This is a genomic window from Streptomyces sp. B21-083 (assembly GCF_036898825.1).
Lineage (GTDB): Bacteria > Actinomycetota > Actinomycetes > Streptomycetales > Streptomycetaceae > Streptomyces.
This window is the reverse complement of record NZ_JARUND010000002.1, coordinates 1,093,285-1,110,112: the sequence shown is the minus strand read 5'-3', so window position 1 is coordinate 1,110,112 and position 16,828 is coordinate 1,093,285. Positions and strand designations below refer to the sequence as shown.

Here is a 16,828-nt window from a genome sequence, read left to right as displayed (position 1 = left end):
GGGAGTGCTTGCGTTCGAACAGAGCGGCTCACTCTGAAGTGCGAAGCGAATCTCAGTTGCGTCGACTATGGGGCCGGGTGTGCCGCCTGTCAACGCTTTCTCGTCGACTTTTGGTAAAGAGCTTGGCTCTTCACTGGAAGGGGTGCTGGGTAGCACGGACTTCGGGACCTCTGTGACGCACTCGAGATCTCCGGGGTCCATGTGTATGCGCGCTGTCGGCCGAGCTGATATGTGATCGAAATCGAGGGGGCAGGTGCTAAAGCGCGTTGATGACGTGCGTAAAGCGGCGCAGCCCCTCTTCGAGTACAGCCTCGTCCGTGGCGAAGGACAGGCGTACGTGCCCCTCGCCCGACGGGCCGAATTCGGACCCGGCGCGTACGAGCACGCCTCCGACGGCGAACCGTTGCGCGAGTTCGACGGAGGACAGGGCGCTGTCGATACGAGGGAATGCGTAGAACGCTCCGAGAGGCCGAACGACGCTCACCGCGTCGAGTCCGTCGAGGTGCCGCATGATGAGATCTCGTCGCCGCTGGAAGCGCGCCGAGAGTGCGTGCAGATCTTTGTCGGGAATGCGTAGCGCCTCGACGGCCGCGTCCTGGACGAAGGTGTTCAGAGGGCCGTTGATCGTCCGATGAACGAGGTTGATCTTTTCGGCGACAGCGGCTGCGGCGCAGATGAAACCGATGCGCCAGCCGGTCATCGAGTACGACTTGGAGAACGTGCCGGAGAGCACCACCCGGTCCCGCACGGAGATCAGTTCAGATGCCGAGGTGAACGCGATCTCGTCGAAGACGATGTCGCTGTATGCCTCGTCCGACAGGAGGTAGAGGTCGGGGTGATCGCGGAGAATGGCGCCGACTCCTTCGATATCGGCTTTGGAGAACACCATTCCGGTGGGGTTCACGGGATTGCACAGGATGAGCATGCGGGCTCCCGCTGCGGCCGCCGCGAGTCTGTTCAGGTCGATGGAGCCGTCAGGCCGCGTGGAGATCCACTCGACCTTGGCCCCTGCCATGGCCGCGTGGTCCGCGTACAGGGAGTAGGTCGGTTCGGGGAGCAGCACTCGATCGCCCGGGTTCAGCAAAGCGAGGGCGGTGGCTGCGAGGCCGGCGCTGCCTCCGTGAGTGACGACGACATTCGCCGGGTCGACCCCGAGGCCCTGGAAACGCGCCAGGTGGGAGGCGATCTCCTGCCGGAGATCCGGCGACCCTGTGATCTGCGAGTAACGAGTGCGACCGGCGCGCAACGCCCGGACGGCAGCTTCCACCACTGGCTGCGGCGTGTTGCTGTCCGGTTCACCCATGGCCAGAGAGATGGCGCCCGGCACCGCACCGCCCAGTGTTTTGGGCCGCCTCGAAGCTGCTCTGATGCGTTCCGGGAGAGAACTGGCCGTTTGGGAGGGGAGGGCGCTCATCCGATCTCCAGGGGTCACGACGGATGTAAAGTGCGAGAACGTTCTCACATCGTGGTGAGCGGTTCAAGGGTGGGGACGCGGCTGGATCGGCCGGAGGTAGGTGGTTGCGCATGCCCGAGCGGGTGCGCGGTGGGCGCGCTGCATGCGCGCTGCCGGTGGGCATGCCTGAAGCCCACCGCAGACGCCGTGGGTGGTTGGTTCCTGGTACTGAGGGGGCGGCTCCCCCGCGGGGGAGCCGCCCCCACCGGCTGCCGATCGTGTACCTCAGGCGCCTGCCCAGCCCTGGAGAGCCCCGTAGTAGGCCGCCGTCAAACGGCTGATCGCTACCTCCTCCGGGAGGCCGGTGCTGATCAGGTCCAGGATCTCGCGTGGATCGAACATGGCGTTGTACAGGAACAACGCGTGATCGAAATGCTCATCCGGCACGTCCAGGTGCCGCATCACACTGCGAATGGGGCGCTCCCAGGCGTCCCGGACCGGGGTGATCACCTCGTCGTTGTCGCGCAGGCGGGTGAGGAAGCCCGTGCGCGACCGGATCTGGACCATGGCGGGGCCGTAGCTGCGGACCAGACGAGCCCATTCCCGCACCACGTCCTCGAACAGGGCCGGGCCGGTCTTGGGGCAGTCGTGGCTGTAGTTGCGCAGCTGGACGATCACGCCGAGCAGATAGGCCTTGAGGAGCTCCTCGACCGACGGGAAGTACCGGTAGGCCGTGGCCAGCGACAGGTTGGCCCGCTCCGCGACGACGGCCATGGTCATCGCGCCGGGCTCGGTCCTGAGTGCTTCCCCCACGGCTTCCAGGAGCTTGCGGCGGTTGCGGACCGCGTCGCGGCGCATGCCGCGCCCAGCACCCTGTTCCTCGTTCTTGACCGTCAGGGGGAGCCTCCCGGGATGCCTCATCGCAGAGAGGTGTCTCACCTCTGGGCAAGACGATAGTGACGTCCGTCCGAGTCGCTCAAGCGGCGGGGCCTCGCCCGGTGCCGGGATGTGCATGAATGGCTCTGCTGATCTTCCTCGGTGTCCCCTTCATGGTGGCGCCGTGGAAGCCTCCGGCGCCGAATGCCTCGACGCAGGCGTCGAGGATCTTCTGCCGCACCTCCGCGGTCTTCGCATAGGACCCCCGGGGGCCGCGGGCCCCGCTGCTCGCTGCCTTCGCCTGCTTTGTCACGGATCGAGCAGAGCGGTGCCTTGCCCCTGACTTAATTCATCAACGTTCTTCTGTTTTAGTGTGGCGAGGCGGCGAGGTCGCCGCCCGGACGACCTCCTAGTAGGTGACCACCGCGCGGAAGCGGACGGCGCCCTTGGCGACCTTGTCGACCACCGTGGCCACCTCCTCCTTCGGGAACGTCTCGACCATGGGGGTGACCTTTCCCGCGGCGGCGAGGTCGAGGGCCTCCCGGAGGTACTGCGGCCCGTTGTGGGTGGAACCGATCACCTGCATGCGAGTGCCGATGAACGGAAGGCCCCTGCCGGCGGGCGGGACGGTGAAGGGGGCGGTGGGGTCGATGCCCGACAGGACCAGTCGCCCGCCGGGCCGCAGGCCCGTCAGCGCCTCCGCCGCGGCCGGATACGACTTGCCGGTCGCCAAGATGACGTCGGCGCCGCCCGCTGCGCGCAATTCGACGCCGTTCGCCACGACCTCGTCCGCGCCCAGCCGCCGTGCCACGTCATGTTTGTCCGGCGAGCTTGTCATCGCGATCGTCTCAAGGCCGCAGGCGTGCGCGAACTGCACCGCCAGATGGCCCACCGCGCCGATGCCGAGCACGGCGACCCGCTCGTGCGGCTGAGGCTCCCCGGCGCGCAGGGCGGACCAGCCCGTGTAGCCCGCGCACAGCATGGGCGCGGCCAACTCGAAGGGGAGTCCGTCGGGCAGGAGTACGGTCTCGTCGGCGCCCACGACCATGTACTCGGCATGTCCGCCCTGCACGCTGAAACCGGTCGTGGTGGGTGCCGCGCACGCGAAGGCGGCCTGCCCGGTAACAGGCAGGCCCAGACGGCAGTAATCGCACCGTCCGCAGGCGGCCCGTACCCAGTGGGTTCCCACCCGGTCACCGACGCGGCGCGTGGTGACCCCCGGCCCGACCGCGACGACCTCGCCCGCCGGCTCGTGTCCGGTGATCGCAGGGTCGACCGAGGGGAACCGGATCGCCCCGGTGGTGGCCAGGACGTCGTTGACGCATACGCCGGAGGCGCGCACCCGCATCAGCACCTCGCCGGGCCCTGGCTGCGGAGTAGGCACCTCGCGCAGTTCCCACCTGCCATTGACCTCGGGTATCACGGCTGCCTTCACGGAGTTCACCTTTCTTGTGCGACGGATGAAAGGAGGGCGCGGATGTCGTCGACCACCGACGGCGCAGGAGGGACGCGCGCGTCACGACATGGTCACAGCGTGCTGACGTCGGTGCGACGGCGGTCCTCCTTCATGGGCAGGGAGGTGACGGTGGCGCGGAGCTCGCGCTGGGCGGTGCCGGGGTTCCCCCACAGCACCGACACCTCGGTGCCCGGTGCCGCCAGGTCGCGATCGATGACGCAGAGGGAGATGGTGCGGCGCAGGTGCGTGCTGTACGTGCGGGAGGTCGAGACGCCTACCGGGTTTCCGTTGACCAGCACCTGGTCGAGGCTGGCGCCGATCTTGCGGGGCATCTCCATGGGATCGGGCAACGGGCCGTCGCCGAACTGGGAGGCGAACAGGGCGATCACGTCCTCGTTGTTCCAGTGCAGGCCTGCCAGGTGGCGCGCCGGGCCGCCTTCGGTCGCCTCCGCTGCCAGCGCGTCGCGTCCGATGAAGTCGTGGGAGGTGAGGGCTCCGCGACGGCCCCAGCCGAGCTCACCGGGGCGGCGGAAGTACTCCGTCACGTCGGTTGGGATGAAACTGCCGTCCGGCATCCCGCGGGGAAAGAGCTTGGGCGCCCCTGGCGTGATGATCGACGAAGGCAGGTAGTCGATGCCGACGGTCGCGATGCCCGCCTCGATGTGGGCCACGAGTTGGGAGCGCATCCCCAGTTGGCGGATGCCGTGCTCGGCCCCGGCCTCGACGACCGCCGTCCAGACCGCGTTGGCGTCGTCGGCGGACCCGTGCAGTTCGTACCCCAGCTCCCCGGAGATCCCCGAGCGCAGAATCCGCACGGGGATGCCGCTGATACTGGTCATGCGGCTCCGGTTGAAGCCGATGTCGCGCAGGCTCTTGCCGGTCGCGGCCTCGAGTGCGAACAGCGACGTCGGCCCCTGGATCTCGAAGATGAACATGTCGGGGCTGATCACCTCGCTCCTGGCGTCCCAGCCGCCCTGGTCGATCTGCCAGGCGGTCCAGTCGACGCCGCCGCCGCTGTAGACGAACTCTTCCTCGGCCACCCGGTACAGCAGGCCCTCGGAGGCGATGTGGCCGCGTTCGTCCAGCTGGACGTGATGCTTGATCTGGCCGGGCTCGAAGCGTGACAGGTTGTTCATGCCGATGCGGGTGAGCGCGGTCAGGGCCTCGGTCCCGTGGACGCGGAGCTTGCCGATGGCCGACCAGTCGCCGATGTAGCACGACTGCACATGGGCCAGGCTCTCCTCGCCCCAGTTGGTGTACTCGTACGGGATGAAAACGGGCGTCCACCGGAAGAGCAGACCCTTGACGTTCGCCTCGTCCTGGGCGGCGGCCGCCGGGCTGAACACCGCCGGCCGCTCCACATCGAAGGGACGGTCGGCCAGTTCCAGCAAAGCCTGGTAGCGGTCGCGCTGCCGGTCGATCAGATGCTCCATGGAATTCCTCCGGCGGTGATGGTGGTACGGCATTTCTGACCCGGAGTTGTTTCGCCGGGAAGCCGTCATTTCGCTGAGCGACATACTCACGAGAAAGCTGGACGGCGCGGCCTGTGCCGCTGCGTCGGCAGGCGACGGCTGCTTGGCCGGGTTCGGCGGCCGAGGGGTCTCGCCGTCGATACACCGCACTGGTCGCGCGGTCACGTCGTCACGTCGCCGACTTCCAGACCCTTCAGCTGCTCCAGGTAGGACGCCATCCACTCCAGGGAAAAGCCGCCGTTCAGCCGGAGGGCGAAGTTGTAGAGCAGGAAGGGGTGGACACCGAGCTGGAACAACTCGCGGATGTCGGTCCTGGCCAACGCCTCGCGCTCCTGGTCGGTCAGGTCGCGGTCGGCGAGGGCGGCCTCCGGGACTTCCTTCAGCTGCTGCGCCAGGTCGCCGTCGGCGGCGACCTCCCACAGCACTCGGTTGGTGGCGTACCGGCTCATGGGGCCACCACCTCCGATGCGGGGGCGGACGCATGGTCACCCCAGGCCAGGAAACCGGTCGGTGGGGCGAAGGTGCTGGCTACCTTCTCGGCGTAGTCCGGGGTGACTCCGCCCACAGCGCCGAGCGCGAAGAGGAAGTCGAGGAATCCAGGGGTGCCGCTGCCGATCGCTGCCAGCGACTCGTAGGTGGTCTCCTTGATCAGCGACTCGGTGTCACCGGCGGTGATCTGCCCCCATACACGTTTGTCCCACTCTGTCTCCGGCTCGGTCTGGAACCGTGCCATGGCCGGGTTGCCGATCGCGTTGGACAGGTGCCCGCTGGCGATGATCGCCACCCGCAGGTCGGCGGGGTGCGCCTCCACCATCTCGACGATGGCGGCGCCGAGGTCGTAGAAACGACGCCCGGTGGCCACCGGCGGAGCCATCACGTTGGTGAAGATCGGAACGACCGGTAGGTCCTGCTCGGGCCTGAGGAAGCTCAACGGGACGGTGAACCCGTGGTCGAGCAGGAAGTCATCGCTGTAGGAGAAGTCGATCCCGCGCTCGAAGCCACCGCGCAGCAGGTGCCGCGCGATGTCCCCTTCCAGGGCGGTGTCGTAGGACCCGATGCCGAACAGCTCCTGCTCGTGCGGGAACGGGCCACGCGCCCGGACCGCCTTGCCGATCAGGAAGGTCGGCATGTTGTCGTAGAACCACTGGTTGAAGTGGTCCCCGGAAACCACCACCAGCACGTCGGGCCGCGCGGCGGCGAGCCGTGCCCGCAGTTCCGCGAAATGGGCTATTGATCGCCGCAGCGGCTCGGGAGCCGCCGATCCGCCGGCGGCAACGCCGGGGAGCAGCGGGTCATGGGGAGTGCACAGCACTTGGACGACGCTGGCCATCGCTCACCTTTCAGCATGGAACCCTCCAGGCAGACCAGCCGTACAGAGGGGGTCTCCACATTCGGTGGTAACAGCGTGAGCGGTGCGACGTCCTTGTGGAATAGCGGAACCGGTATGCGCACTATCCGCGGAGCGTATGGTCCGACACGTTCGTCATGTGGGAGGGTGCGCCGAAAGTTCGTGGCAGCTGAGGCCGCCCGGTGGAGCATGCCCACCAGCAGCTCGTCACCGAACCGGGGCGCAGCCCGGCCAGGGCATTGCTGGTGGCCGACTGGATGAGCCCGACGACCTCGCCGGCCCGTGTGACGCACCGTTTTCCGGAGCAGCGCCACCAGCACCGGAGGGGACACCAGATCCTTTGATGCCGGCCCGTGACGCGAGCTGCCCCGAAGGGCAGACACGGCGTGCGGCCGGGTATTCATCTGGTCCATGGCTGCGATATGAAAGCACGTATTGGACGTGGCCCAGGCCACCCACAAGATGGTGCTGCACCACGGGAGTTCAGGGTATCCGCAGCGGAGCCGCCGGGTCTCCCGGTGCTCACCGTCGCTCGTTGGTATTCGGCCCGGACGTCTCTCATCGCCCTGCACCGATCTCCTCAACCTGCCCTGACGCACTCGGGAGTCCTGCCATGACCAGCATCCAGAACGCGCTCATCGTCGGCGGGGGCATCGCCGGCCTGACCACCGCGACTGCCCTGTCCCGTACCGGAATCTCCTGCGACGTCGTCGACCTGGCAGACGGTCCGGCCGGGGCCGCCATCTCACTGCTCAACCGGGCCGTCGACGGTCTCGCCGAGATTGGAGTCCTGGATCAGTGCCTGGACGAGGGGCTGGCGGTGTCCCCGCAGGACATCTTCGCCTACTTCGATGCGGCGGGGAAACCGGTGTCTACGCCGCCCATGCCTCCCGCGCCGACGTCCGCTCTGCCGCACGGCATCCTCATCTACCGGCCGACCCTGGCGAACATCCTCCGGCGAGCCGCGGAGCAGGCCGGCGCGAGCGTCCGGAACGGCGTGGGTCTGGCCGGGCTGCGGCAGACGGAAGACTCCGTCACCGCCACCCTCACCGACGGCTCGGAGCGGTCGTACGACCTGGTCATCGGCGCGGACGGCATCCGGTCGAAGACGCGTTCGCTCATCCTGGGGGACCAGGTGACCCCGACCTACTCCGGCCTCACGATGTTCCGATGGGTCGCCGACGGGGTGCCGGACGTCGGCCCGATCGGGCACTACGAGTCGGAGTACCTCTGCGTGACCCGGCGGCAGCGGGACGGCGGCCTCTACCTCGCAACCGGCCGCGAGTTCCCGGAGCGCCCGCGCATCGATGCGGAACAGGCCCGCCAGATCGTCCGGGAGAACCTCCGCGCTTTCACTGCGCCGCTGATGCGCGCGCTGGAGGAGCGGCTCACGGACGACACGAAGATCATCGTCAACGACTACGACTGGCTGCTCGTGTCCGAGCCCTGGTGCCGGGGCCGGGTCCTGTTGATCGGCGACGCCGCGCACGCCACCACCGCCCACCTCGGTGCCGGAGGGGGGATGGCGATCGAGGACGGCGTGGTTCTCGGTCAGGAATGCGCGGCCGGCGGCCCGCTCGAGGACGTGTTCAAGCGCTTCATGACGCGGCGCTTCGAGCGGGCTCGCCTGGTCGTGCAGACCAGCGTCGAACTGGACCGCATGCAGCAGCGGGGAGAGCCGATCGCCGCCCAGAACAAGGTGCGGGGGCGGGCGATGGAGGCTCTCTCCAGCCCCTACTAAGCCCCGTGCCCGGCACATGCGGACCGACGACCACGGGAGCCGGCGAGCATGACGACGCACGACCACCGGACCGGGCGCCGCCCCTGACGACGGCGCCCGGCGGTGCGATCATCGACGCGCGCCTTCGCGCTCCCCGGACTTCGACCCCCGTCGAAGCACCACGCTCGCGTCACCGCCCGCTCACGACAGCCGCGTTCTCGCCCGTGGCCGTGTCCGGGCGGCGCGGACCGGCGGCAGCAGGAGGCCGGGGACGACCCGGTTGCGGATGGTACCGATGCCCTCGACGGTCATCTCCACGACGTCGCCGGGCCGCAGCGGCGGCGGGTCCGGGCGGCCACGGAGGCCCCACAGCTCCGCCAGGCAACCGCCGTTCCCGCAGGTGCCCGAGCCGAGGACGTCCCCGGCGCGGACCTCGCTGCCGCGGGATGCGTAGGAGACCAGTTCCTCGAACGGCCAGCCCATGTTGGACAGCAGGTCATGCCCGATCTCGGTGCCGTTCACGGAGACCCGCATCTCGAGGGACAGGAAGCCCTCGCCGTCCCGGTACGGCTCCAGTTCGTCGGCGGTGACCAGCCACGGGCCCAGGGTGCCGGCGAAGTCCTTGCCCTTGGCCGGGCCCAGGCCGACCTTCATCTCCCGGCGCTGCAGGTCGCGCGCAGACCAGTCGTTGAGCACCGTGTAGCCGAAGACGGCATCACGGGCTTGCTCCGGACTCAGCGACGCGCCGCCCCTGCCGACGACGGCGGCGACCTCGAGCTCGAAGTCGAGCAGCTGTGAGCCGGGCGGGACGGCGACGTCGTCATGGGCACCGACGAGCGCGTAGGGGTTGGTGAAGTAGAAGGTGGGCGCCTCGTACCACTCCGACATCACTCCGCCGTCGGTCATGCTCCGTACCACCCCCTCCACATGCTCCTCGAAGGCCACGAAGTCCCGCATGGTGGGCGGGGCGAGCGGCGGCAGCAGCCGGACGCCGTCCGCCGGCACGGCCCGCGTCTCCAGCGCCGTGCCGCCCGTCTCCAGCGCGGCCGGCAGCCCCGCACGTACGAGGTCGAGCACTGTCGTCCCCTCCGGGAGGGCGTGCAGCCCTGCCTGGGAGACGACACCCGAAAACGTTCTGCCCTGGGACTCCCAGGTCGCGAACTTCATCGACCTGGACCGGCGAGGTGGAGGGGCGGCGGAGTGAGCGTGTTCGACGGACGTCGGTCGACGATGACGTCGTGCACCACGGGCACGGTGGGCTCCTTACCCGTCATTTGACGGCGAGGGGGTTGACCGGTGCGCCGACGGCGCCGGTCACGGGTAGGGGGGCTGCCACGAGAAGGAACTCGTAGACGCCGTCGGCGGCGCAGTCGGCCGCCAGGGTGTCGAGGTCCCACAGCTCTCCGATGAACAGGCCGATGTGCGGGATGGCGACCTGATGCAGCGGTTGGAAGGCGACATCGAACTCGTTGGGGCGAACCTCGAAGCCCCAGGTGTCGGTGGCGATCCCGGCGATCTCGGAGGAGTGCAGCCAGTCGGCCGTGGCGAACGACAGACCGGGGGCGGGGCCGCCCGCGTAGTCGCCCCAGCCGTCGCCCGCGGCGATGCCGCGCCGAACGCGGGTGAGCTGGCCGGTCCGGACCAGCAGCAGGTCGCCGCGGCCGACCCGGGCGGTCTCACCTTGCGCGGTGATGGTCGCCTCGAGGTGTTCGGCGGTGATGGCGAAGCCGTCCGGCAGATCGCCCTCGGCACCGATCGCCCTGCCGACGTCGAGCAGCACGCCCCGGCCGGCGATCCTGTCGGCCACGGTCTCGATGCCGGTGAGCCTGTCTCCCTCGCTGGTCACCACCTGTGAGGCGCGGCGTCCGTTGTAGGCCGTGCCGTGGTCGAAGATGTGGCCGAGGCCGTCCCACTGGGTGGAGGCCTGCAGCGGCATGAACACCACGTCGTCCGCGCCGCCGAGCCCGTGCGGGAACTCCGCCGGGCCGAATTCTGCGTCCAGGCCGGAAGAGAGCATGGTGTGCACCGGGTTGGTGCGCCGCCGCCACCCCTTCTGCGGACCTTCCGCGTCGAAGCGCTGGGCCAGCGAGAAGCTCACGCCGCGGCGGGCCAGCCGCGCGCCCTGTGCCCGTTTGGCCTCGTCGAGGAAGTTCAGCGTGCCGAGGACGTCATCGGCGCCCCAGCGGCCCCAGTTGGAGACGCGCTTGGCCGCGGCCGCGATGGCCCCTTCGGGATCGGAGCGGTCGAACGTGGTCACAGGTCTTCCTCCGTGGAGTTCCGATCAAGGATCGACAGCAAGGTCATCGGGGCTTCGTCATGAGTGCGCGGTTCCACCGTCGGGATCGGACCCAGGAGGCGGGCGGCGTTGCCACCGCGGATGGCGTCAGTCGTGGCCTGGTCGAAGCCGGCCGCCTCCAGGCGGTCGACCGGGTCGACCACGCCCATGTCGAAGGGGTAGTCGCTGCCGAGGGTCACCTGACTCGCGCCCATCGAGCCGACCAGGTGCCGCAGCTGCTCAGTGGTGTAGACCAGCGAGTCGACGAAGGTGCGGCGCAGCAGCGCGGACGGCGGCTCGACGGTGGTGTGCGCGTCGGAGCGGGCCGCCCAGGCGTGGTCGGCGCGGACCATGTAACTGGCCAGGTAGCCACCGCCGTGCGCGGACCAGATCTTCAGCCGGGGGTGCCGCTCGAGCAGTCCGGAGAACACGATCCGGGACAGCGCGAGAGCGGTTTCGGTCGGGTTACCCACGCTGTTGAACAGGTAGTAGGCATTCAGCCGCTCGCCGAGGGTGCAGCCCCAGGGGTGGATGAGCACGGCGGCGCCCAGTTCCTCGGCGGCGGCCCAGAAGCCGGTCAGCGACGGGTCGTCGAGCTCCCGGCCCGGGCCGGCGGAGGTCGAGATCTGCACCCCCCGCATACCGAGGTCGCGGACCGCTGTCACCAGCTGCCCGACCGCCAGGTCGGGGTGCTGCAGCGCTACGGCTCCGATCGGAAGCAGCCGAGTCGGTTCCTTCGCGCACAACGCGGCGATGCCCTCGTTGCCCACCGCGATGATGCGGGTGGCCAGCTCCCGGTCGGCCCACGCATGGGGCAGCGGTACTGTGCTGACCGCCTGCACCTGCACACGCGCGGCGTCCATCGCGGCCAGCCGCAGCTCGAGGTCGACCAGCTTCGGCCCGAGCTCGGCGATCTGCTTCAGGTTCACCGCCAGGGACGCCCGGCCGAGGGTGGCCGCGTCGATCTCCCGCTGCCGTGCCAGGCCCGGCTGCCCCTCGATCAGCGCGTCGACGGCCGGTACGCCCGCATGGGCGTGCACATCGACGGTGGGCACGCTCACGGCGCCACCACCTCATCCGTCCGTGCCGACTGGAAGCGCTGATCCCAGCCGATCAACCTGTCCAGGGACACGGGCCCGGGGCCAGCGAGCAGCACGAGGATGAAGCCCGCCATGATGAGGAATGGAACCTGCGCGCCGATGCTCTCCGCCGTGTTCTCCGGCGCGAGCCCGAACTGCACCTCCCACGAGAGGGCGAGCGCCATGTGCACGATCGCCGGGATCGCGACGATCCGCGACAGCAGGCCGAGGACGAACATGCCGCCTCCGACCACTTGCAGCAGGATCGCCGCCCAGCCGATGAGGCCGGGGAACGGCAAGCCGAAAGCCTGGCGGGCGAGTTGGCCGAACTCTGCGGGAGAGTAGTGGAAGCCGTGCGCGATCAGGATGACCCCGGCGGCCACGCGTACGACGAGTGGTGCCAGAGGTCTGAGGCGCTGGACAGGTGGCAGGGAAACGATCGCCATGTCTGTTTCTCTTCCCGTGGGGTGACGGAGTGGATGAGCGTTGGGGAAAGCCGCGCTCGTGGATCGGCGACCGGATCAAGCAGTCGCTCGCGAGCCGCGGCCGCCCACGGGCCGCACAAGAAAGGCGGGTCGGACGAGGGGTCAGTTGTCGTGGTCGGCCGCGCTCCGGAGACGGACCGGCGCCCTCTCGAAGCCCCCGCCCAGCAGGCCCACGTCGTTCTGGGGCTCACCGGCGAGCTCGGTGGACGTCGTCCTGGCCAGGATCTCCTCCAACACGACCCTCATCTCCAAGCGGGCCAGCGGGGCACCGACGCACTTGTGGACGCCGTGGCCGAAGCCGAGGTGGCGGTTCTGGCTCCGGTCGAGGACGAACTCGTCGGGGTTGTCGAAGGCCTCGGGGTCGCGGTTGGCGGCGGCGATGTTGAGCCCAACGGGGCAGCCCCGCGGGATGGTGCGGCCGTGCAGTTCGACGTCGGGGGCGGCCATCAGGCCGAGTTCGTGGAGGGGCAGGGCGAGGCTGATCATCTCCTCCACTGCCGTCGGTATGAGGTCGGGCCGCGACCGTAGCGTCTCCTGCAGCCCGGGGACGGTGGCCACCCGGTGGATCGCCGACCCGAGTGTCTCCGCAGTCGTGAAGTGCCCGGCGGCGATCATCGCTATGGCGATTTTGATGACCTGGTCGTCGGTGAGTTTGGTGCCGTTGATCTCGGTGGCCGGGGAGCCGCTGATCATGTCGTTGTCGGGATCGAGCGGTGCGGCCCGTCGCTGCGCGACGACGACACCGGCGTACTGGGCGGAGACGCCGAACATGACGTCGTTGAATTTCTCGACGTCGTATTCCGTGTCCAGCACGATCTGCCAGTGGTCGAGCAGCTCCCGCGCGGCCTCTTCGGGAAGGTTGAGCAGCGCCGCCAGGCCTGGGACGAGACATGCCTGCAGAGCGTGGGATTCACGTCGGCCTCCCCGGCGGCGAGGAGCGTCTCGATGTGCTCGACGGCGTAGCGCCGGATGAGCGGCTCGAGCGCGGCCATGCGGTCCGGCCTGAAGTAGCGGTTGAGCATGCGCCGGAACAGGCCGTGCTCGGCGAGTTCAAGGTGATGGGGATCTGGTCGCCGAGCGGCATCCCGATGAACGGGGTGGTCGAGGGGTCGCTGCGGAAGCGTGCTGTGTCCAGGGCGGCGGCGCTGACGTCCGTGTACCGGGTCAGGGCCGCGTGCGTTTCGGAGGTGTCGCCGAAGGCGACCGGGCACTCGCGGCGCAGACGGTTGTACTTGGCGTACCGCTCGGGTGAGCGGATCCCACCACCGAGGGAACGGCCCCCTAGGTCCTCCTCTGGGTACCAGTCCGGTTCGACATGTGTCTCGGCGGTGGACGACATGGTGCACCTCGCTCTCCGGTGGATCAGAAATCGCTTGGGTGGGGCCGACCAGGTTGGCCGACCGAGCTCAGTCGGTCGGGAAGCGGCCGAAGTGGGGCGTGCGGCCCTGCAGGACCTCGGCGACGCAGCGGTTGCGCTGCCGTCCGAGGTAGGTGATCTCACTGTCGATGACGTCTCCGTCGTGCAGGAAGCGACCGTGGTGCTTGCCGTTCCCGGGCGGAGAGCCCATGAAGATGATGTCCCCGGGCGTCAGCCGGACGTGCTCGGAGGCGTACGCCACGAACTGCGCCGGGTCGAAGATCATGTCGCCGGTCGGCCAGTCCTGCATGACCTGGCCGTTGACCTTCAATGTGGTCCGGATGGTGTCGTCGAGCGTGAAGAACTGTGCGGGCACGACGAACGGCCCCGCCGGCTTGAACGCAGGCTGGTGCTTGCCCATCCAGTCGAAGCCCCAAGGGATGTCGGTGCGGCGGAACTGGTCGACTGTGCCTAGGTCGTTGACGATCGTGTAGCCGGCGATCAGCCCTGTCGCCTCGTCCGGGGTGAGGAACCGACCGGTGCCGCCGACGACGACCCCGAGTTCGAGCTCCCAGTCGGGCTCGTCGCCCAGGGCTGGCAGCACAACGTCGTCGGTCGCCCCCACGAGCGAGGAGTGCATCCCGACCCAGGCGAAGGGAATCCCCTCTCGCGACCGGCGCTCCATGAACGCGAGATTGCGCTGGAAGAACTCCTCGTCGGTCTCGCCCGCTCGGCGGTTGTGCTGGTTGAAGGCGTTCTTCGTCAGCATCTGCGCCGAATGCGTCTTGTAGTTGGCGCCGGCGCCCAGGAGATTGGGATGGCTGAGCGGCGGCAGCGCACGCAGCTCCGCCAACGGCCGCGTCGGTCGGGAGGAGTCGGTCGACACCTCTTCGAGGAACTGGAGGTTCGTCGTCCAGTCGGCGAAGACCTCGTGCAGGTCGTGGAACCGGTCGGACAGGTCGGTGACCATGCCGTCGGCGGTCACGAGGGCCGGGAAGGCACGCGTCTCGCCGGCGAAGGTACCGAGCGCGAAGGTTCCCGCGCGCAGTCCGGTCGCCGGGTCGACCGGGTGTTCCGGAGCGCGCGTGACAGGGGTGGTCTCAGTCATGGGTCACGTTTCCGTTTCGGTGACGCTGGGTCGTGCGGGACGCACGACACCTGGACGGCGGAAAGTCATGGATCACCTTTCGCCATTGGTCTGTCCGACCGTTCCGGCGGACGACAAGGAGCCCGGAGGACGGGCCGGCCGGAGGATGATCTGATTGTGAACCGGGCCACGAGGCCTGGGATATGCTCAGCCTTGTATGTGACCCATCGACGGAGCGGATGCTCAGCATCAACCGGCCGGTGCGGGTCGTTCGGCGAAGGCCTCGGAGCCGCACTGCTGTGCTGGTGGGCTCGCCGAACGGCGCCTGAAACAGAAGCCGGGGGAGGACACCGCGGTGACGTACGACTCGACTCCAAGCCCGACGGCGGGTGGACGCACCCCAGAGCCGTCAGGCCGGATACTGCGCAACCAGGACGTGGCGACCCTGCCCGTGCTGCGTGCCCTGCTGGTCGAGCGCAACGTCACCCGGGCCGGCGAGTCCCTCGGCCTGAGCCAGCCCGCCACCAGCGCGGTGCTGGCCCGCCTTCGTCGCCGGTTCGGCGACCAGCTGCTGATCCGGGTGGGCCGGGACTACGAGCTCACGCCGCTGGCCGCCAGCCTGCTGTCACGGATCGAGTCGGCCACCGAAGCGCTGGAGCGCGTGTTCGGCGACGACTTCGACCCCGCGACGACCAACCGGCAGTTCTCCCTCGCGCTCTCCGACTACACCGTCGCCATCCTGTTCGAGGAACTCAACCGGATTCTGGCCGAGGAGGCCCCCGGCGCCGGACTCGACCTTCGCCCCCTCACCACCAGCTCCCACCTCGACGCCGACGCCCTGATCCGGCACACCGACGGGGTGGTCCTGCCGCACGAGCTGGTGCAGGGCTATCCCGGCCGGCTCCTGCTGCGCGACCGCTGGGTGTGCGTCGTGGCCGACAGCAACACCGTGATCAGCAGCGAGCCGACCCTGGCCGAACTCGCCCTCCTGCCGTGGGTGAGCCAGTTCACCCACTCCGACCCGGCCAGCTTCCCGGCGCTGCGCCACCTGCGGTCGAACGGCATTGAGCCGCACGTGGAGGTGGTGACCGACAGCTTCCTCTCGGTCCCGTTCCTGCTCGCCGGCAGCAACCGCGTCGCCTTCCTTCAGGAGAGACTCGCGCGACGCCTGGCACCCGTGGCGCCCGTGCGGATCGTGCCGAGCCCGGTGGACATCGGGCCTCTCAACCTGTCGCTGCGATGGCACCCGACCATGAGCGACGATCCCGGCCACCGATGGTTCCGTGATGCGCTGGGGCGTGCGGCGGAACGCGTCGCCTAGCGAATTCCGGTATCCGACGCATCCGAACGGCGAGCGCGGCCGGACCAGCAGAGTGGCGGCGAACGACGTGAGCTCGTAGGCGCGGTCGACGCGGGCGAGCAGGTCCTCACCGAAGCGCCGCCGCAACCGGGTCGGCGCCGCACTCGTCGCGGGTCGGCGCCTCACGGCGCACGTGGACCGAGGCTTGGAGCTGGTCCGCTGGCTGGGGTCCGGTAGGCGGCTCAGTGGAGGACGTCGGTGGCTCGCCATCCGTCCTGTGGATTGGTGGCATACCAGTTCGACCATTCCGCATCGGTGCGGCTGTTGTCACTATCAACGACGTCGGCGGGACGAGCAGGCACCGAAAGCCCGGCGCGTCGCCGGCGGCCCCACCCCACCTCCTGCCGCCCGGCCGAGAGTCGGACGGCAGCCCGCCCCAGGAGAAGACGACGATGGTGGTATCCGAAGGGATCCCTGTGCCTCCCGCGCAGGTCGCCGCTGACGCGAGCGGGTCACAACGGCCGCGCAGCCGGCCCGCCGGGACGGCCGCTGGGACCTGGACCGCCCGGCAACCTTCGGTCCACCCGCGGAGGGAATCCTGTACCGGACTTGGGGTGACAGCTACGACGTCAACACCGTCCGGGCCGCCCCGACGGCCGCCTGTGCCGAGCACGGGATGCGGCTCCTCGGTGTTCCCGACCAGCCCGGCGAACCAGCGCGGACCGCCGTCAGCCGCCTGGGTGGGAAGCGCGTCGCGGCGGAGGCAGTCGCGGCTGTGCAGGTCGACGCCACGGGACCAGCCCAGTTCCCCAGGGGGGCGGAGCAGGTCGCCGATGCCGCCGATGGGGATGAAGCTGCCGCTCGGCTTCGTCGCCGGAAACAGCATTCACGTCGCTCGCCGCTCAGTTCGGCGACGGACCGGTGCCTGAAACCCTTACATGCTGCGCCGAGCCGTTCGGGCCATTCGTCGTGTCGGCGCC

General features: G+C 69.2%; 16 protein-coding genes. 3 read left to right on the top strand and 13 right to left on the bottom strand.

Going from position 1 to position 16,828, the window contains the following annotated elements:
* Positions 1-256: 256 nt before the first annotated feature.
* The 7 genes from QA861_RS29070 to QA861_RS29040 form a co-directional block, all read right to left on the bottom strand.
* Positions 257-1,303 (bottom strand): pyridoxal phosphate-dependent aminotransferase, encoded by a 1,047-nt coding sequence (locus tag QA861_RS29070; protein ID WP_334591644.1) that lies wholly within the window; start codon positions 1,301-1,303, stop codon positions 257-259.
* Between the two features lie 375 nt (positions 1,304-1,678).
* Entirely contained in the window at positions 1,679-2,314 is a 636-nt protein-coding gene (locus QA861_RS29065) for a TetR/AcrR family transcriptional regulator (RefSeq protein WP_334591643.1), read from the bottom strand.
* 55 nt (positions 2,315-2,369) lie between these two features.
* Positions 2,370-2,582: a TetR/AcrR family transcriptional regulator gene (locus QA861_RS29060; protein ID WP_334591642.1), complete on the bottom strand. Its 213-nt coding sequence runs from the start codon at positions 2,580-2,582 to the stop codon at positions 2,370-2,372.
* A 96-nt stretch (positions 2,583-2,678) separates the two neighbouring features.
* Entirely contained in the window at positions 2,679-3,704 is a 1,026-nt protein-coding gene (locus QA861_RS29055; RefSeq protein ID WP_334591641.1) for an alcohol dehydrogenase catalytic domain-containing protein, read from the bottom strand.
* A 92-nt stretch (positions 3,705-3,796) separates the two neighbouring features.
* Positions 3,797-5,158, bottom strand: coding sequence for a glycine cleavage T C-terminal barrel domain-containing protein (locus tag QA861_RS29050; RefSeq protein WP_334591640.1), 1,362 nt, complete (start codon positions 5,156-5,158; stop codon positions 3,797-3,799).
* A gap of 200 nt (positions 5,159-5,358) precedes the next feature.
* Entirely contained in the window at positions 5,359-5,646 is a 288-nt protein-coding gene (locus QA861_RS29045) for a hypothetical protein (RefSeq protein ID WP_334591638.1), read from the bottom strand.
* Positions 5,643-6,527 carry a DODA-type extradiol aromatic ring-opening family dioxygenase gene (locus QA861_RS29040; RefSeq protein WP_319673626.1) on the bottom strand — a complete coding sequence of 295 codons (885 nt, stop codon included), beginning with the start codon at positions 6,525-6,527 and terminating at the stop codon, positions 5,643-5,645. The genes QA861_RS29045 and QA861_RS29040 overlap by 4 nt, the downstream gene beginning before the upstream one ends.
* Before the next feature lie 631 nt (positions 6,528-7,158).
* Between QA861_RS29040 and QA861_RS29035 the strand changes: the two genes are divergently transcribed.
* Positions 7,159-8,286, top strand: coding sequence for an FAD-dependent monooxygenase (locus tag QA861_RS29035; RefSeq protein WP_334591637.1), 1,128 nt, complete (start codon positions 7,159-7,161; stop codon positions 8,284-8,286).
* Positions 8,287-8,466: 180 nt separating this feature from the next.
* Here QA861_RS29035 and QA861_RS29030 read toward each other — a convergent pair whose 3' ends face one another.
* The 5 genes from QA861_RS29030 to QA861_RS29010 form a co-directional block, all read right to left on the bottom strand.
* Complete coding sequence (locus QA861_RS29030) at positions 8,467-9,432, bottom strand: fumarylacetoacetate hydrolase family protein (protein WP_334591636.1); 966 nt, start codon at positions 9,430-9,432, stop codon at positions 8,467-8,469.
* 103 nt (positions 9,433-9,535) lie between these two features.
* Positions 9,536-10,522 (bottom strand): cyclase family protein, encoded by a 987-nt coding sequence (locus tag QA861_RS29025; protein ID WP_193381448.1) that lies wholly within the window; start codon positions 10,520-10,522, stop codon positions 9,536-9,538.
* Positions 10,519-11,601 (bottom strand): amidohydrolase family protein, encoded by a 1,083-nt coding sequence (locus tag QA861_RS29020; protein ID WP_334591634.1) that lies wholly within the window; start codon positions 11,599-11,601, stop codon positions 10,519-10,521. Before QA861_RS29020 ends, QA861_RS29025 begins: the two co-directional genes overlap by 4 nt.
* Positions 11,598-12,065, bottom strand: a complete 468-nt coding sequence (locus QA861_RS29015) for a DoxX family protein (RefSeq protein WP_334591633.1) — start codon at positions 12,063-12,065, stop codon at positions 11,598-11,600. The genes QA861_RS29020 and QA861_RS29015 overlap by 4 nt, the downstream gene beginning before the upstream one ends.
* A gap of 141 nt (positions 12,066-12,206) precedes the next feature.
* Complete coding sequence (locus tag QA861_RS29010) at positions 12,207-12,917, bottom strand: cytochrome P450 (protein ID WP_334591632.1); 711 nt, start codon at positions 12,915-12,917, stop codon at positions 12,207-12,209.
* A 9-nt stretch (positions 12,918-12,926) separates the two neighbouring features.
* On the opposite strand from QA861_RS29010, the gene QA861_RS29005 reads away from it, so the two are divergent.
* On the top strand, positions 12,927-13,067 hold the full coding sequence (locus tag QA861_RS29005) for a hypothetical protein (RefSeq protein ID WP_334591631.1): 141 nt from the start codon (positions 12,927-12,929) through the stop codon (positions 13,065-13,067).
* 443 nt (positions 13,068-13,510) lie between these two features.
* Here QA861_RS29005 and QA861_RS29000 read toward each other — a convergent pair whose 3' ends face one another.
* Positions 13,511-14,569, bottom strand: coding sequence for a fumarylacetoacetate hydrolase family protein (locus QA861_RS29000; protein WP_334591630.1), 1,059 nt, complete (start codon positions 14,567-14,569; stop codon positions 13,511-13,513).
* A 334-nt stretch (positions 14,570-14,903) separates the two neighbouring features.
* Between QA861_RS29000 and QA861_RS28995 the strand changes: the two genes are divergently transcribed.
* Positions 14,904-15,869: a LysR family transcriptional regulator gene (locus tag QA861_RS28995; protein WP_334591629.1), complete on the top strand. Its 966-nt coding sequence runs from the start codon at positions 14,904-14,906 to the stop codon at positions 15,867-15,869.
* The last annotated feature ends 959 nt before the right edge of the window (positions 15,870-16,828 follow it).

Excerpts from the sequence above, each read along its gene's own strand:
- QA861_RS29070 (WP_334591644.1), bottom strand. The coding sequence starts at position 1,303 with ATGGGTGAACCGGACAGCAACACGCCGCAGCCAGTGGTGGAAGCTGCC.
- QA861_RS29035 (WP_334591637.1), top strand. The coding sequence starts at position 7,159 with ATGACCAGCATCCAGAACGCGCTCATCGTCGGCGGGGGCATCGCCGGC.
- QA861_RS29015 (WP_334591633.1), bottom strand. The coding sequence starts at position 12,065 with ATGGCGATCGTTTCCCTGCCACCTGTCCAGCGCCTCAGACCTCTGGCA.
- QA861_RS29045 (WP_334591638.1), bottom strand. The coding sequence starts at position 5,646 with ATGAGCCGGTACGCCACCAACCGAGTGCTGTGGGAGGTCGCCGCCGAC.
- QA861_RS29030 (WP_334591636.1), bottom strand. The coding sequence starts at position 9,432 with ATGAAGTTCGCGACCTGGGAGTCCCAGGGCAGAACGTTTTCGGGTGTC.
- QA861_RS29000 (WP_334591630.1), bottom strand. The coding sequence starts at position 14,569 with ATGACTGAGACCACCCCTGTCACGCGCGCTCCGGAACACCCGGTCGAC.
- QA861_RS29050 (WP_334591640.1), bottom strand. The coding sequence starts at position 5,158 with ATGGAGCATCTGATCGACCGGCAGCGCGACCGCTACCAGGCTTTGCTG.
- QA861_RS29040 (WP_319673626.1), bottom strand. The coding sequence starts at position 6,527 with ATGGCCAGCGTCGTCCAAGTGCTGTGCACTCCCCATGACCCGCTGCTC.
- QA861_RS29065 (WP_334591643.1), bottom strand. The coding sequence starts at position 2,314 with ATGAGGCATCCCGGGAGGCTCCCCCTGACGGTCAAGAACGAGGAACAG.